The 17,119-nt window shown below is 48.4% G+C and carries 12 protein-coding genes; all 12 read left to right on the forward strand.

Annotated elements, in window-relative coordinates; genetic code table 11:
* Positions 1 to 44 precede the first annotated feature (44 nt).
* The gene (locus tag V6668_RS15035) at positions 45 to 2,942 is read left to right on the forward strand and encodes an extracellular solute-binding protein (protein ID WP_338708833.1); all 2,898 of its coding nucleotides are present in this window, start codon (positions 45 to 47) and stop codon (positions 2,940 to 2,942) included.
* 19 nt (positions 2,943 to 2,961) lie between these two features.
* A complete protein-coding gene (locus V6668_RS15040; RefSeq protein ID WP_036615906.1) occupies positions 2,962 to 3,918 on the forward strand; it encodes a carbohydrate ABC transporter permease in 957 nt (318 codons plus the stop codon).
* Positions 3,919 to 3,920: 2 nt separating this feature from the next.
* Positions 3,921 to 4,796: a carbohydrate ABC transporter permease gene (locus V6668_RS15045; RefSeq protein ID WP_026081082.1), complete on the forward strand. Its 876-nt coding sequence runs from the start codon at positions 3,921 to 3,923 to the stop codon at positions 4,794 to 4,796.
* A 15-nt stretch (positions 4,797 to 4,811) separates the two neighbouring features.
* Positions 4,812 to 6,275: an NHL repeat-containing protein gene (locus V6668_RS15050; RefSeq protein ID WP_036670947.1), complete on the forward strand. Its 1,464-nt coding sequence runs from the start codon at positions 4,812 to 4,814 to the stop codon at positions 6,273 to 6,275.
* On the forward strand, positions 6,259 to 6,894 hold the full coding sequence (locus tag V6668_RS15055; RefSeq protein ID WP_036670948.1) for a YIP1 family protein: 636 nt from the start codon (positions 6,259 to 6,261) through the stop codon (positions 6,892 to 6,894). The genes V6668_RS15050 and V6668_RS15055 overlap by 17 nt, the downstream gene beginning before the upstream one ends.
* A gap of 17 nt (positions 6,895 to 6,911) precedes the next feature.
* Positions 6,912 to 9,488 (forward strand): DUF5696 domain-containing protein, encoded by a 2,577-nt coding sequence (locus V6668_RS15060; protein ID WP_338708834.1) that lies wholly within the window; start codon positions 6,912 to 6,914, stop codon positions 9,486 to 9,488.
* Between the two features lie 53 nt (positions 9,489 to 9,541).
* Entirely contained in the window at positions 9,542 to 10,387 is an 846-nt protein-coding gene (locus V6668_RS15065; protein WP_338708835.1) for a sugar ABC transporter permease, read from the forward strand.
* A gap of 17 nt (positions 10,388 to 10,404) precedes the next feature.
* Positions 10,405 to 11,352 (forward strand): carbohydrate ABC transporter permease, encoded by a 948-nt coding sequence (locus V6668_RS15070; RefSeq protein ID WP_338708836.1) that lies wholly within the window; start codon positions 10,405 to 10,407, stop codon positions 11,350 to 11,352.
* A 58-nt stretch (positions 11,353 to 11,410) separates the two neighbouring features.
* Positions 11,411 to 11,575 (forward strand): hypothetical protein, encoded by a 165-nt coding sequence (locus V6668_RS15075; RefSeq protein ID WP_338708837.1) that lies wholly within the window; start codon positions 11,411 to 11,413, stop codon positions 11,573 to 11,575.
* 54 nt (positions 11,576 to 11,629) lie between these two features.
* A complete protein-coding gene (locus tag V6668_RS15080; RefSeq protein WP_047842959.1) occupies positions 11,630 to 13,336 on the forward strand; it encodes an RICIN domain-containing protein in 1,707 nt (568 codons plus the stop codon).
* Between the two features lie 294 nt (positions 13,337 to 13,630).
* Positions 13,631 to 15,982, forward strand: a complete 2,352-nt coding sequence (locus tag V6668_RS15085; RefSeq protein WP_338708838.1) for a helix-turn-helix domain-containing protein — start codon at positions 13,631 to 13,633, stop codon at positions 15,980 to 15,982.
* A 275-nt stretch (positions 15,983 to 16,257) separates the two neighbouring features.
* Positions 16,258 to 17,112: an ABC transporter permease gene (locus tag V6668_RS15090; protein WP_036671100.1), complete on the forward strand. Its 855-nt coding sequence runs from the start codon at positions 16,258 to 16,260 to the stop codon at positions 17,110 to 17,112.
* Positions 17,113 to 17,119 lie beyond the last annotated feature (7 nt).

The following is a 17,119-nucleotide window of genomic DNA, read 5'->3' on the forward strand; positions in this document are numbered from 1 at the left end:
GTTCAGTTCTCTCAACGCTTACAGGAAAGGGGATACATTCAAACATGCGGTCACGTAAGAAAAAGGGACTAATCCTGGTGCTTGTCCTGGCCTTGGTGCTCTCCATATGGACACTATATCCATCGCGGGATCGTAATCCGGGAACGGTACATGCGCTTGAGGACTTTGAGGCGGTATCGGGAACCGAGGATTCATTCAGTTATGAGCATTATCTGACTGCTCATGACAATACGGCCAAACCGGATGAAATTGTACGCATCGAAGGCGAATCTTATGTTCAGGCAGAGGATGGGGAATTTGAGGTTGTGCAAGGGTACGCCGGATTAGACGGAAATGCCGTAATTACGCCGGAAACTGGAACCATTCGCTGGGATGTTCCCGTTCAAGTGAGCGGTTTGTACAACATTCGCATTCACTATTATCCCGTAGAAGGCAAAAGCTCCGGGATCGAACGCAGGCTTGAGCTTAATGGTAAGGTCCCGTTCAGAGGGGCCGATATTCTTCTGTTTGACAGGGTATGGGGGAATCGCGAGGACAACGTCCGGCAGGACGATCGTGGCAACGAGCTTAGACCAAGACAAGTGGAACAGCCCGAATGGCAGCTGACTTCCTTCAAGGACAGCGCAGGGTACTTTGAGGAACCGTTTCAGTTTTATTTTGAAAAAGGCAGTCAGAAGTTATCGCTCACTTCATTAAGAGAAAGCATGGCGATCGATTATATTGAGCTATATCAAGAAAGCGAAGTTCCTTCCTATGCAGAGCTGGAGCAAACCTATGCCTCACTCGGCTTGAAACAATCGGCTCCTGTCATGCTGAAAGTTCAGGGGGAGGAAGCTGTTAGCAAATCATCTCCTACACTGGCACCAATCTCGGACCGATCAAGTCCTTCACTCGAGCCTTATAATGTATCGAAAATTCGGATGAACGCCATCGGGGGCATTAACTGGAAACTGCCGGGCGAATGGATTGAATGGGAAATTGACGTGCCTGAAGACGGACTGTATCAACTGGCGCTTAAGGTGAAACAGGATCAATTGCGTGGCATCTATGCCACCCGCAGTCTGACGATTAACGGCGAAGTTCCGTTTAAGGAAATGAAACGCATTCGATTTAACTACAGCCCGGCCTGGCAAACTCAGGTGTTGGGTTCGGGAGAGGATCAGCCATATCAGTTTCATCTTGAAAAAGGGAAACACCGAATCCGAATGACGGTTACACTTGGCGACATCGCTCCGCTGCTGCGGACCGTGGAATCCAGCGTGCTGGAACTGAATGAGATGTATCGCAAAATATTAATGATTACCTCCAACAGTCCAGACCCACTGCGGGATTACCAACTGGAACGGCGTATTCCGGAGATGACGGACGTGTTTGAACGACAAGCTGACACCTTGCGCTCTGTTGCAGATTACCTGGAAAAGGCCACGGGTGAGCAAAGTGACAAAGTGGCCGTACTTCACGCCATGGTATTGCAGCTTGAAGATATGGCGGCCAGACCAGAGACGGTTCCCAAACGGCTGGATACGTTCAAAATTAACGTAGGTGGTCTCGGCACATGGATTCTATCGGTACGTGAACAGCCGATTACGTTGGATTACCTTGTCGTATCTCCGCCGGGTGAATCGTTGCCAAAAGCGGAAGCGAGCACCGTCCAGCAGGTGAAGCACGAACTGGGCGCATATGTTGCCTCGTATACCGAAGATTACGACAGTATTGGTAACGTAGAACAAAAGAAGGATGCCATCACCGTATGGATCACGACTGGACGAGATCAGGCCCAAGTACTGAAAGGCATGATCGACGATTCGTTTACCCCGGATACGGATGTGTCCGTGCAGTTACGTCTCGTTCCGCCTAATATTTTGCTGCCCGCAACACTCTCGGGGGAAGGACCGGATGTAGCTATGCAGATGGGCGAAGACATTCCGGTGAACTATGCGATGAGGAATGCAACAGCGGATCTGAGTCAGTTCCCCGATTTCGAGGAAATTTCGGGCAGGTTCCGTGAAAGCGGATTGACGCCTTACCGATACAACGACGGGGTATATGCCCTTCCGGAGCAACAGCATTTTCCAATGCTCTTTTACCGCAAAGATATTCTGAATGAACTGGGCCTCGAACCGCCAAAAACGTGGCAAGACGTATATAACGCCATCGCCGTGCTGCAGAAGCATAACATGGAGTTTTATCTGCCGATTGAGGATACGCTGAACAATGCCAACCTGGTTCCGAATTCAACCTTTGCGATGTTGTTATATCAGAATGACGGAACGTTCTACACCGAAGACCAGAAGAAAAGTGCACTGGATTCAGAGATTTCAATGGACGCGTTCAAACGTTGGACGCAATTTTATACCAATTACAAGTTTCCGCTCAAAGCCGATTTTCCGAACCGCTTCCGTACCGGGGAAATGCCGATCGGAATTGCTGATTACACCACGTATAACATGCTGACAGTTATGGCTCCGGAAATCCGCAATCTCTGGGACTTTACGATTGTTCCGGGTACACAGCTTCCGGATGGGTCCATACGGCATGAAGTGGCCAGCGCTACGAGCGCGGTGATGATGCTCGAAAATGCTGACAACAAGGAAGCGGCGTGGAAGTTCATGAAGTGGTGGACTGCTGAGCAGACCCAGATTGAATACGGGAGAGAAATGGAAGGTCTTATGGGAGCGGCTGCCCGTTACCCGACGGCCAATATCGAAGCCTTGAAGCAATTGCCTTGGCCTGTGAAGGATTATCAAAATCTCGAGAAACAATGGGAATGGGTACAGGGAATCCCGCAGCTTCCTGGAGGTTATTTCACGGGACGACATCTGGACAACGCCTTCCGTAAGGTGGTCAATGCAAATGAAAATCCGCGTGAAGCCTTATCGGATTATGTCTTGTACATTGATGATGAAATAGAGTTGAAACGCAAAGAATTTAATCTGAAATAGAGGAAAGGGAGGGTAACGGTTGCAAGCTAAAACTACCAAGACAGCCGCCGCTCCTGCCGTCCATACCCGCCAGGTCGGCTGGTGGTCCCTATTGAAGCGGGATCTGTATCTCAGCAGGCATTATTACGTATTGATGGCACCGTTTATGCTGATTTTTTTCATGTTTACTGTCATTCCGGTCGGCATTTCACTCGGGCTCAGCTTTTTTCACTTCAATATGCTGGAGCTGCCGCGATTTGTCGGCTGGCAGAACTATTCCCGGCTTTTCCTGAACGATGACGTATTTCTGATCGCGCTCAAAAACACGCTGCTTTTTGCCGTAATTACAGGCCCTCTCAGTTATATAGCCTGCTTTTTGTTTGCGTGGATCATCAATGAGCTGTCTCCTAAAATTCGGGCGGTCATGACGCTGGTTTTCTATGCCCCATCCATATCGGGCAACGTCTTTTTCATCTGGCTGATCATCTTCTCGGGTGACAGCTACGGGTATATGAACGGATTCCTGATGCGCCTTGGCGTCGTACTGGAACCGATCCAATGGCTTGCAGACGAGAAGTATGTACTGGCAATCGTCATTATTGTACAGCTGTGGCTGAGCCTGGGAACCAGCTTCCTGGCCTTTATTGCAGGACTGCAAACCATTGATCGTTCTCTGGTTGAAGCAGGAACCGTAGACGGGATCAAAAATCGCTGGCAGGAGCTCTGGTACATCACCTTGCCTTCGATGAGACCGCAGCTGATGTTTGGTGCGGTAATGCAGATTACCGCTTCCTTCGCCGTAGCTGAGATCTCCATCGCACTGGCAGGTTTCCCGAGCGTAAACTATGCGGCACACACAGTTGTCACACATCTGATGGACTTCGGAACCATTCGTTTCGAGATGGGCTATGCCTCGGCCATCGCAACGGTTCTGTTTGCCCTGATGCTGGGTACAAACGTTTTCACGCAAAAAATGCTTAGAAAGATAGGTGAATGACGATGACCAGCAAAGTACGTGCCGTGTTTGGCATGCCAAAAAGGCTTAATCGGTCATTTACCGTCAGCCTGATGTTATTTGCATTGCTGGGCGTGTTCGGCTCCTTTATGGTGCTTCCGCTCATCTATGCTGTCAACAATGCATTCAAGCCGCTGGATGAGCTGTTTATTTTCCCGCCGCGCTTCTGGGTGAACAATCCGACAACGGAGAATTTTGCCGATCTGATCAATCTCATGGGCAATTCGTGGGTGCCGTTATCCCGCTATATTGCCAACACTTTGCTCATTACGATACTTGGCACAGCGGGGCATATCCTGCTTGCATCTGCAGCAGCTTATCCGCTGGCGAAATATCGTTTTCCGGGTTCCAAAGTGTTGTTCACCATTGTCATTCTGTCCCTGATGTTCTCGCCGCATGTTACGGCGATTCCGAACTACATGGTCATGTCCTGGCTTGGCTGGATTAACACTCATGCGTCCATTATTGTGCCATCACTTGCGTTCTCACTGGGACTTTTCCTGATGAAACAGTTCATGGAGCAGATTCCCGATGCTTTGCTGGAGGCAGCCAAAATCGACGGAGCCAATGAATACCGGATATTCTGGAGCATCGTGATGCCCAATGTGAAGCCGGCATGGCTCACGCTCATGATCCTGCAGTTTCCAGCGTTATGGGGAACGGATGGCGGGAGTTTCATTTACAGTGAAAATCTCAAAACGCTGCATTATGCGCTCAGTCAGATTGTGCAGGGAGGGATTGCAAGAGCTGGTGTAGGTGCGGCTGTTGCTTTGCTGCTGATGATCGTACCGATCACTCTGTTTATCATCTCTCAGAGCAGTGTTATGCAGACGATGGCCACTTCGGGCATGAAAGAGTAGAAAGGAGGCAGCGAGGTGCGGAGAAGCACATGGAAAAAACGTAAATCGATCATCATGGGCATGATCTGCCTCCTGTTGTTCGTTCAAGAGGCGCCCTACGTGAATGCAGACGGTAAAACGGATGCGTATCATTATTCCTTCTGGGGTGACGCAGTTCCTTCACCGGCGGCATATGAGGCAACAACCATTATCACCGGCAAGAAGCTGAACACAACTCCTATGAAAGAGCCAAGTGACATGCATGTTACCGCCAATCAGCACGTCTTTGTGCTCGATTCGGGCAATGGCCGCATCATTGAGATGGATCGCAACTTCAAGCTGGTACGGACGATTGATTCATTTGAGCAGGAAGGCAAGGAAGATCATTTTAAAAATCCACAGGGATTGTACGTCACGGAAAAAGGCCATCTGCTGGTCGCTGATTCGGATAATCACCGGGTGGTGCATCTGGATGAACAGGGGAAGCTGGTCAAGATCGTGTCTGAACCAAAATCGGATCTGTTAAAAGCAGACTTCCAGTTTAAACCGATGCGGATTGTTATGGACAAAGGGGAGCGTATCTACGTCATGGCCGAAGGCGTATTTGATGGATTCATGGAGTTCAGCGCCGATGGTACGTTCTCTTCCTTCATTGGAGCGAACAGAGTTCAGGTGGACCCGGTGGAGTATCTGTGGAAACGGTTTGCAACACGGGAGCAGCGGAGCCAGATGGTGATGTTCACTCCAACGGAATTTACCAATCTGGATATGGATGAAGAGGGCTTCATCTACGCCACTAGCGGGGATCGCGGCAAAGATCCGGTCAAGAAGCTGAATGCCCAGGGTACAGACATTTTGCGCAGAGAAGGCTATCAGACTCCGCAGGGTGATTTGCTGTATACCCAAGAAGCAGGGCCATCCCGCCTGATTGATGTGGATGTGGGTGACAGTGACATGTATTCCGTACTGGATTCCAGCAAGGGCCGAATCTTTACCTACAATGGAGACGGATATCTGCTCCATATTTATGGGGGCATCGGGAACCGGCTGGGCCAATTTAATACACCTGTTGCCCTGGAACGCGCGGGAGACCGGATGTTAGTTCTGGATAAAGCGTTGGGTGAAATCACCGTCTTTCAAACAACTGAATACGGACGTACACTCCACGAAGCGGTGCGCAGCTACTATAACGGTGATGAAGATCAATCTTCGGTGCTGTTTGCCCAAGCTGCTGAGATGAACGCTAACTTGGAATATGCGTATGCGGGAATTGGCAAAGCATTGCTTCGTCAGAAGGAATACGCCGAGTCTGCGAAATATTTCAAGCGCAGCATGGAGCCCAAAGGATATTCCAAAGCTTTTCTTTTGTACCGCAAAGAGCTGATGCGTGAGCATTTTTCATGGATGATGTCCGGTATATTCCTGGCTGTCGCTGCGATTGTCACCGTCATCATCGTTCGCAGGCAGAAAAGGAGGACTACGAATGCAGGCATCAAGTAAGCAACTATACCAGTACCCGCTGCATCTGATTTTTCATCCGTTTGACGGATACTGGGAATTGAAGTATGAACGGAACCAGAGAAACTCACTGCTGATTGCTTTCATGATCCTGGTGCTTCTGGTCATCACCAAAATTTTGCATGCCCAGTACAGCGGTTTTCTCATTAATCTCAGTAATCCAAAGTACCTGAACAGTCTGCTCGAAATGTTATATGTCATTATACCGGTACTGTTTTGGTGTGTGGCTAACTGGTCGTTAACCACATTGATGGACGGGGAAGGCAAGTTCTCCGAGATTTTCATGTCAACGTGTTTTGCACTGGTACCGTTGTTACTCATTCATTTTCCATGGATCTGGCTGAGTCTTGTGATCTCTGCGCAGGAAACTGCCTTTTATTATTTCTCCAATGCACTCGCCGTTGCATGGACTGTATATCTGTTATTTGTGGGGAATATGACGGTTCATCAGTACACACCAGCCAAAACGGTGCTCACGATGCTGCTGACACTTGTAGCGATGGCGTTTATGGCATTTCTGTGCCTGTTATTCTTCAGTCTTGTACAGCAGATTGTATCGTTTGTCGTAACCATCTATCAGGAATTAGTGCTTCGGGGCTAAGGGAGGAGGAATTTGTTATGAATTATACCGTAGCCAAAAAAATAACAGGAATGCTGCTCGCGGGCAGTCTGCTTCTGGGCGGTTGTCAATTCTCGCCAACACCGCTCGCTCACGAGACAGTGACTGCCGCAGATTCGACGGACTTTCCCTCCCTGCCTCCCGGAGAGAAACTGAAATCATCGTTCAGCGATGTCCGCCTTCCCGGCATGGTAGGCATTGCGCAGAATGCTGTGCTGCAATTGTTCATTAACGAAGAGACTGCCGAGATTGCAGTGATTCACACGCAGAGCGGCCAGATCTGGCGCAGCAATCCTGCAGATCGTGAGCAGGATGGGGTTGCAGCCGGGATAAATAAAGACCTATTGTCATCACAAACGAAGCTCAGCTTCTTCAACAGCCTCGGACAGAGCAGCACCGTGAATTCCTTCACGGATAGTGTTGCACACAAGCAGATAAGCTACGAGGTGCTGCCAAGCGGCGTGCGGGTCCACTACCAGTTTGGAAGCACTGAGCGATCCATAGAAGACTTGCCGATGAAGATCAGCAAGGAGCGATTTGAACAAAGGCTGCTTGCACAGCTAGACAAGGCCGGGCAACGGGCCTTGAAGGTCGGCTATGCGGAAGACAAGGATGAAGGCGCTTACGTCCGGATTGATAAGGCGATGCAAGGATTGCAATTGTCCCGGGCCTTGAAGGCTTTTGACACAGCCGGTTACACATCGGAGGATCTGGCTCAGGATCATGCCGAGTTTGGCATTGAAGAGGAACGAAGTGGACCACGGCTGTTTATGCTGACGATGGAATACGAGCTGGATGGAGAGGATCTGCTTGTACGTGTTCCGTCCTCAGGCATTCATTTTCCGGAGGAATATCCGATCAACAGCATATCTGTAATGGATTATTTCGGGGCTGGGGGTTCAGAAGAAGAGGGATCCATACTGGTGCCGGACGGTTCGGGAGCGCTGATCCATTTTAACAATGGCAAGCTGCAGTATCCTGCCTATCAACAAGATATATACGGACCGGATATGACCATGAAACTACGGGAAGCAAGTTCGAATGAAGCCAGAGCCAGGTTGCCGGTATTTGGACTGATTCGGAAAGAGGGAGCTTTCCTGGGCATTATTGAACAAGGGGATGCCGTTGCAGTTGTGAATGCCGATATCAGCGGCAAACTGAACAGTTACAACAACGTATATCCCAGCTTCTATGTGGTGAACAAGAGCGATGTGACGCTTCAGGCAAGTGATATGGTTCGTACACTTCCGAAATTCCAGAAGAAACCGACCGCGTCCGACTTCGTCGTTCGATATGCTTTTGTGGGGGCGGATAAGGCCTCGTACTCAGGGCTTGCATCTCTCTATCGGGATTATCTGATGCAAAGCGGCGGGCTTCCCGAGCTGAATGCCAGCAAGGAGCAGAGTAACGTTCCCTTTTATCTGCAACTGTTCGGCGGCATGACAACAAGGCAGCATATGCTGGGCATACCGTATGATTCAACGGAGGCTTTGACCACGTTTGATGAAGCCAAAAACATTCTCTCCGCCTTGACGGAGAAGAAGGTATCCAATATTCAAGTACGCTATGCGGGATGGCTTAACGGTGGACTTCATCATCGACTGCCGGATTCCATCCAAGTAGATGGCGCGGTAGGCGGGAAAAAGGGATTGCGGGATTTCAGCGCATACACACAAGAAGCGGGCATCGGCTTCTATCCCGATATCGCTCTGCTGAATGTGCAATCCAAAAAAGGGTTTAAACCGTCCAAGGAAGCTTCACGCACATTAACTCAGGAACCGGCGGTCTTGTATCCGATGAACCAGGCCATCCAGCGGCGGGACCGGGATCGTTCACCATCCTATGTGCTTTCGCCCAACATGCTGGAGGACGTGACGGCAGACATGTTAGATGAGCTGAGGTCCCTTCAAAAGGATGGACTCTCACTAAGCCTGAATGATCTGGCAGCTCAGTTAAACAGCGATATGAATCCGAAAAAGCTGGTGGACCGAACACAAGCGCTTGGCTCCGTGAAGAAGGTACTTGAACAGATCGGGCAGCAGGCTGGCTCGCTTGTTGCTGAAGGCGGGAATGCTTATGCCCTGCCGTATGTAACTGGTCTGACAGATGCGCCGATGACCAGCAGTCGTTTCAAGCTGGAGGATGAAGAGATTCCGTTCTATCAGCTCGTTGTACACGGCAGCATCGGTTATACTGGGACCCCATACAATCTCTCCACATATACCAATGCAAGGCAATATGTGCTGAAGCTGATTGAATATGGAGCCAGTCCTTACTTTGCATGGTTCAATGCGCCAAACCATGTTGTGAAAGAAACGGATTATGATGATCTCTACGCGGCGAATTATGAACAATGGATCGATCTGGCTGCCGAGATCTACAACGAGGTGAACCAGGTGAACCAGCCGTTTGCCGGACGTTCCATGATGTCCCATGAATCCCTGGAGGAGGGCGTCTTCCGGACAACATATGAAGGTGGCGGGTTCGTAATCGTCAATTATAACGACTTCCCTGTAAAAGTTGACAACGATACAGTGGAAGCCCAAAGCTATGTGACTGGTGGTGAGCAGCTCTGAAGACGCTCCTGAAATGGAAATGGGGAAGTCGTACGTATGCTCAGCAGAAAGCCATGTGGGGCGTAATCTACGTGCTTCCCTGGCTCATTGGTTTTGTGTTGTTTTTCTTCATTCCGCTGTTAGCCTCTCTGCGATACAGCATGAGTACAATTCAGGCTAACGCGGAAGGCATAGCGATTCAGTTCAACGGTGTTGCCAATTACATTCAGGCGATGACCGTCAATACAAGCTTTAATCGTGCGTTAATTGAGGCGATCACAGACGTGCTCATCAACGTACCGCTTATCGTTATATTCAGTCTGTTCCTTGCCGTCATCCTGAATCAGAAGTTCAGGGGCCGGGCTGTAGCGCGGTCGATCTTTTTCCTGCCCGTTATTCTGGCATCGGGAGTGATTATGACACTGGAGAGCACCAGCCTGATTGAAGCGGTTAATCAGAGTAGCACAGGTGGAAGCTCACTCGGGACATTTGAACTCGAAAATCTGATGGTTAACGCCGGAGTGAGCGATTGGATCGTTACGTATCTGAGCAGCGCCGTAGATCGGATCTATCAGATCGTCAGTCAATCCGGTGTACAGATTTTGATCTTTTTGGCAGGGATCCAGACGATTTCCCCTCAACTGTATGAGGCTTCGAAGATGGAAGGGGCAACGGGTTATGAAGCCTTTTGGAAAATTACGTTCCCAATGGTCAGCCCGCTTATTTTTGTCAATGCGATCTATACAATCATTGACTCGTTTGCCAATAACGCCATGACGGAACTGATTCGGGATACCGGCTTCGTCAAATTTGACTTTGGATTAAGTTCTGCCATGGCATGGGTCTACTTTCTGGCCATTGCCATCATTCTGGTTATCGTAAACATCATTTTCTCGAAGCGAGTCTTCTATCAAGATTAGAAAGGAGGGTGTCCCACGTGACAACATCACGATTATTATCGCTGGAGCATTGGAAAGGCTGGCTGTGGGCCATGATCCGATTCGTTCTGATTACCGGGCTTTCCTTCGTTATCCTGTTTCCCATATTTCAGAAGGTTTCCACATCCATCAAAGCTAAAGGTGATCTGTATTCGGCAGTGGTGGTGTGGATTCCACAGAACTTCTCCATCGACAATTTCAAAGAGGCGATACGCGTAATGGATTACTGGGCAACGCTGTTTAATACGTTTGCCCTGTCTGCAACGACTACACTGCTGACTACAGCATCCTGTGCACTTGCAGGATACGGATTCGCCAGACTGAAATTCAAGGGAAGCAACTGGCTGTTTGCTGGTGTAATTCTGACGATTCTTGTACCGCCAACGACCATTCTCATTCCGGTATACCTGAATCTGAAAAGCTTTGATCTCATGGGGCTTATGACGCTTATAGCCGGCAAACCTGTTAATTTGCTTAATACCTATTGGCCGTTTATTCTGACGGCGATTACGGCCAATTCACTTAAGGCCGGCTTGTACATCTTTATCTTCCGGCAATTCTTCAGAGGTATTCCGAAGGAAGTGGAGGAGGCGGCCTATGTGGACGGCGCGGGCATCGGACGAACATTTTCAAGAATCATGCTGCCCAATGCCATTCCGTCCATGGTAACAGTCATGCTGTTTTCCTTCGTATGGCAGTGGAACGACAGCTTTTATACGACGACTTATCTGACTTCAAGTAAAGTCATGTCGACTCAGTTATCGTCCCTTCCGTATAATCTGGCCCAGCAGGTTACTGACGGTGCAGCTTCCCAGGCCGATCCGTTCTATTTGAGCATGATCCAAGATACAGGAATTCTTCTTGCCATTCTGCCTTTGATCATCATCTATTTGTTTGTGCAACGATATTTCGTAGAGAGTGTAGAGCGTACGGGAATCGTCGGTTAAGTTAAGTTCTTCTGTACGTTTGGAGTGGGATCAGACTGGAAGAGGGAGGAGGAACTTCATGCAACATTCCATCTGTGAAAAGGGGGCATGTAACGATCTCATGAACGTCTGCTCACAGCAGAACCGCGATCCTTCCCTGCGCAGGATCCCCCTGCTGGTGTGGAACGGGCTGCGGGAGCGGGCGCCGACCCTGAGCGATCTGTTTGATTCAGAGATACTCTGACGGAGCATACCTCGCATTATTGCAAGGCAATATATCAGATCAGGAGGAATTAAAGTGAAGAAGTTCATGACATCTTGTAAACTTGTACTCATTCTGGCTTTATTGATCACAATTGCTCCATGGGGAGGCAGCCGTGCCGAAGCATGGGTGGGCATGCCGATGGGCAAGCTGCACGTAAACGGCAAAAACCTGGTGAACAGCAACAACCAGCCTGTGCTACTGAACGGTTGGCATCAACCCTCAGGTGCCTACTGGACATATCAGGACAGCAATTATTATCTCAATCTGCACGGCAATAACCGTCATGCAGCTACACTGGCTTATCTGAAAGACATTACCGATACTTTTGCTGACACCAGCGCGAAGTACGGAAGCAATCATGGCTGGAATATGAATCAGGTGCGTCTGTTCATCGATCGTCAGGACATGGGAGATGTGGCTGCTGGTACATATAACTTTGCCGGTGTGCAGACCGTTACGCAAAATGTAATTATTCCGTACATTCAATATGCCAAAACAAAAGGTGTCTATGTTGTCCTGGGACTGGACTTCACACTGAAGGATGATCAGGCAACAACACCTGCCAACCTGCAAAAATTCAACGAAATCTGGGGTTATCTCGCTTCACGCCCGGAGATCAAAAGTGCAGACAACGTTCACTTCGAACTGATCAACGAACCGGTGAAATCCTATGCCAATGGACATTGGGGTGGATACAACGGGGAAAATGACTTTGTGGATCACTGGAATGACTTGCGTAATTTCCAAAATTCCATGATTTCAACAATTCGTAGCAAAGGTGCGGACAACGTCATCTGGGCGGCAGGTCTGGGATACAACCAATTTTACAGCTTGACGGCAAGCCATCCATTGACTGATCCGCTCAATAACTATGGATATGCGGTTCACTGGTACCCTGGTTATGGCGCATATGACAACTTCTCTATCCTGCAAGACCAGTGGAATACCAACGTGAAGGCAGCTGCTGACAAATATCCGATTAATATTACCGAGGTAACCTGGTTCAAAAACAAACCTGGCGATTCGGCCTATTGGAACTTGTTTAATGGTAGCAATGAAGGTTTTGGCACCAATACCAAAACGATTTTCAACGCATCAGGTAATGTCAGCATTGCAGCTCATATGAACGGATTCATTCTAAGTGAAGGACCACGAAGCTCCTTTGCCGACCCAACGGCTGGACTGAAATGGGATGGAGATGCTTCACGGAGTGCCATGGGACGATTCCTGTTCAACTGGTACCATGAACGTGCTCAGACTTACCCGGGCAGTGGACAAGGCGGCGGACCGACAACGGGTCTTGTATCCGGTGCAACTTATAAAATCGTAGCCCGGCATTCCAACAAAGTTGTTGATGTTCCTGGTGGTCAAAATGAAAATAATCTTCAGCTCCAGCAGTGGAGTGATCTGGGCGGTAACCCTCAGAAGTGGGTTCTGACCTCGATCGGCAGCGGCAACTATACACTGACAAGTGTGAACTCACCGGACAAAGTCATCGATATTCGCAACGGTACCCTCACCAATGGGGAAGCGGTTCAACTCATGAGCAATCTGAACACAACCGCTCAGCATTTTAAGGTCAACGATCTTGGTAACGGGTACTGGAGTATCATCAACGTGAACAGCAATAAAGCGATTGAAGTGGCAAACGCTTCCACTTCGGATGGAGCCTTGCTGCAGCAGAACACCTACACAGGTGCTACAAACCAACAATGGAAATTTGTTGCCGTTAGCAATTAATAAGCACAACATTAAACAAAAACCTCCTCAAGTCATTCCATGTCTTGGGGAGGTTTTTTGCGTTTATTTTTGATACTTTGTGATGGATGTCATGCGAAGGTAAAATACAACTATATTTGTGCGCTAACCCGCAGACCAACAATTATTTTCATGCAAGCATTGTACGCTACAGTATGTAAATGTACCATAAGGAAGAAGTTGTACCTTCACCAGGAAGAAATGCCCGGTGTATCATTGAACAGCTACCTTAACACAGAGAAATGTAAGCGCTCGATAAAAAAAGGGAGGGTACATATGCAGCTCCTATGGTCCAAATTTTCACCCGTGTTCCGCCGATTCCTCATTTCGTATCTTGTCATTCTGATGATTCCTCAAATTGCGGGATATGCCTCTTACCGAGCTTCTATTGAAGCGGCCCGTTCCAGTTCCATTGAAAACAGCTTGAAGTCGCTGAGTCTCGGGAAAGAGATCATTGAGCGTAACCTTCTTCAAGTTGAAGCCTTTACCAGGCAGCTTGCCGTCAATCCCGATTTGCAAAATTTAATTGCTGGCCCAAAGCCGCATGATCTCTACAATGTCTACGGTATGAACCGTATGCAGCGGAGCCTCTCCATGTACAGCAGTACCAATGATTACTTGTCCCATTTCTTCATTCACATTCCGAACTACAATGCCATCATCACACCAAGAACTGTGTATTATCGTCCAGAGCATTATTATGCTGCCAATCAGCTGGACGGTATGTCGTTTGAACAATGGCATGACCAAATTCTCAAACAACCACACTTTAATGAAATCATACCGCTTCGAAACTATAAACGTGAAATACTCGGCACTGTGCTTGCAGACGTTCCCGCCATTACGTTTCTGCAATCTCTGCCTTTGAACAGCTTCAACAAACCGCAAGCGACGATTGGTGTCATGATTGATCAGGATCAGATGGCCAGCCTTACTCAAAATATTGTGGATCAATATGGCGGCTGGACTCTCGTCACTGATGCGGAAGGACAGATCATTTTCTCCCATGGCATTGAACAAGCCGAAGCCGAGCAAATGGCACAGAGTCGCCAGAGAGAAGATAACGCTGCGGAAACGGAGCTGAACGTGCAGAATGTACAGCCTGGAAGTGATGGTCGGCTGCTGATATCGATGCAGTCCAGTCAAAATGGATGGAATTACATGGCAGGGATTCCGGAGAAAGCACTCATGACAAAAGCGGACCAAATCAAACAAGTCACGCTGGTCTTTACTTTGGCAACCATTGCCTTGGGACTGTTATTCGGGCTGGTTCTGGCCTATCGGAATAGTGCACCCGTATACAGATTGTTGGCCTCTTTTCGGGAACAAATCACCGATTCCCCAGGCAGACGGGGCAATGAATATGATTTTTTGGCAAGCCATATTAACAATCTCATTGCTAATAATGACTCACTTAAAAACGCCATGAATGAGCAGATTCCGTTATTGAGAGACGGTTTTATCAAACGTTTGTTAACGGGAGAAGTCTATACCTCACTTGAGTTGGAGGTTATCTCATCCCAGGCGCACATTTCTCTTCATAGCAGCAAGGGCTTGGCAGGCTTAGTGAAGGTAAACGGATATGCCAATCCGGACAGTGAAGAAACGATCCATGAACTGGGTGTCGCAAGGCTGCTCATCAAACAGGTACTTACAGAGTGGAATGCGCAGCTGCTGATCACGGATTGGGGAACAGACCAGATCGCTTTTGCCTGTCCATTGGATGAGAACCAACTGAATGAAACTATAGGGAGATGTGAAAAAGAGCTGAACACCTTGATGGAAGTGATCTACCGGGAGCATCGGATATCCACAACAATTGGCACAGGTGGAGCTTACGAGGTCTGGAATGATGCAGGGCGTTCCTTTGACGAAGCCAAACAAGCTCTGGATTATGCCATTCATATGGGAACAGATCATCTGGTGAGATTTGAAGATACGATGAAGGAAAATGAAATGTTCTACTATCCGATTGAGTCTGAACAGCGCCTGCTGAACACAATCAAAGTCGGGGAGCCTGAAGAGGCGGTACGTATTCTGGAGCAATTGTTTCTTCGTAATTTAGAGGAGCGGGAACTGTCCTACGAGATGACACAGCAGTTCATCATGGAGCTGAAGGGGACTTTTCTGAAGCTGGACGAACCAAAATTCAAGTTGGATGCCTCCCTGCTGGAGGAATATAAAACCCGGGTGACATCCATTCAGATGACAGAAACGATTACTTCGCTGCGTGCAAAGTTCAAACGGTTAACGGAAGACATCTGCGGTGATTTCCAGAGAAGAAGAGCAGGAGCACATGCGGATACTGTAAGCGAAATGATTTGTTTTATCCAACAACATTATGGGGATGCAAACTTGACGATCTATCGGATTGCCGAGCACATGAGCAAGTCCGAGAAGTTTATATCCCAACTGTTCAAAGAACATACGGGAGAGAATCTTTCCGATTATGTAGAACGGGTACGCATTGATGCTGCCTCGAACTTGTTGCACTCCACTGGTCAGACCATTGACGAGATTGCGGAGGCCACCGGGTATAACAGTGCACATTCATTCCGCCGAGCTTTCAAGCGGGTACGCGGCATTTCTCCGAGTGTATTTCGGAAAATGGACGTTCATAGCGGTTAATGTAGGCTGTTTCTCGGGAACTATATTCGCTTTTTGTACTTTCTCAGCGTAACTGTACCTTTACGCATCCCCAGCGCAATCTTATGATTACTCAAAAAGTAAGCGCTACCAAGTTGGGCTGAAGTTCAGCACAATTTGGAGCCAAGAATGGGGGGATGATTCTGAGAACCACAATGACCAGTGAATCAAAGTCCGTGAAGAAACCAAGTAAAGCGTTTGCCTTGAAGCAAGCATTATCCAGAAGCTGGAGGCGACATTGGCAGCTATATCTGCTGATCCTGCCACCGATTGCTTACTTTATTATTTTCAAGTATGTACCCATGGTGAATGCGGTCCTGGCATTTAAAGATTACAACGTCATCAAGGGGATCTGGGGCAGTCCATGGGCCGGAACCAAATATTTCGAATTACTTTTTAAAAATCCGGCGTTTGTCATGCTGATCAAGAACACACTCTACATTTCGTTTTACAGCCTGATCGTTGGTTTCCCGATTCCTATATTACTGGCGCTCGCGCTGAACGAAATCAAAAACATACGATTCAAAAAAACAGTACAAATGGTGACATATGCTCCATATTTCATCTCTACTGTTGTTATGGTCTCCATCATTATGCTCTTTCTGTCTCCTAGGCTGGGTATTGTCAACACGATTGCAGGTGCCCTTGGTTTCGAAGCGGTGAATTTTCTCGGTGAGCCCGGACTGTTTCGATCCATCTACGTATTCTCCGATGTGTGGCAGGGAATGGGGTACTCGGCTGTGATCTATCTGGCTGCTCTGGCAGGTGTTGATCCATCCCTGTATGAAGCCGCCAAAGTGGACGGAGCCAACCGAATACAGAAAATCATTAATGTTGATCTGCCTGGACTACTTCCGGCAGCCGTCATCATTCTGATCTTGAGTGTAGGTAATATCATGGCTGTTGGGTTCGAAAAAATATATTTGCTGCAAAATCCGCTCAACCTGTCTGCTTCGGAGATCATCTCCACGTATGTCTATAAAATAGGATTGCTGAATGCCAATTACAGCTTCGCTACTGCGGTTGGCCTGTTCAACTCGGTGATTAACCTGATTCTGTTATTAATCGTAAACGCGGTCGCCAAGCGACTGTCCAATACAAGCTTATGGTAACGGGAGC

Source organism: Paenibacillus amylolyticus (assembly GCF_036894225.1).
Lineage (GTDB): Bacteria > Bacillota > Bacilli > Paenibacillales > Paenibacillaceae > Paenibacillus > Paenibacillus amylolyticus.

Coding starts and splice junctions, on each gene's coding strand:
- V6668_RS15035 (WP_338708833.1), top strand. CDS start 45: ATGCGGTCACGTAAGAAAAAGGGACTAATCCTGGTGCTTGTCCTGGCC.
- V6668_RS15045 (WP_026081082.1), top strand. CDS start 3,921: ATGACCAGCAAAGTACGTGCCGTGTTTGGCATGCCAAAAAGGCTTAAT.
- V6668_RS15055 (WP_036670948.1), top strand. CDS start 6,259: ATGCAGGCATCAAGTAAGCAACTATACCAGTACCCGCTGCATCTGATT.
- V6668_RS15060 (WP_338708834.1), top strand. CDS start 6,912: ATGAATTATACCGTAGCCAAAAAAATAACAGGAATGCTGCTCGCGGGC.
- V6668_RS15065 (WP_338708835.1), top strand. CDS start 9,542: ATGTGGGGCGTAATCTACGTGCTTCCCTGGCTCATTGGTTTTGTGTTG.
- V6668_RS15075 (WP_338708837.1), top strand. CDS start 11,411: ATGCAACATTCCATCTGTGAAAAGGGGGCATGTAACGATCTCATGAAC.
- V6668_RS15085 (WP_338708838.1), top strand. CDS start 13,631: ATGCAGCTCCTATGGTCCAAATTTTCACCCGTGTTCCGCCGATTCCTC.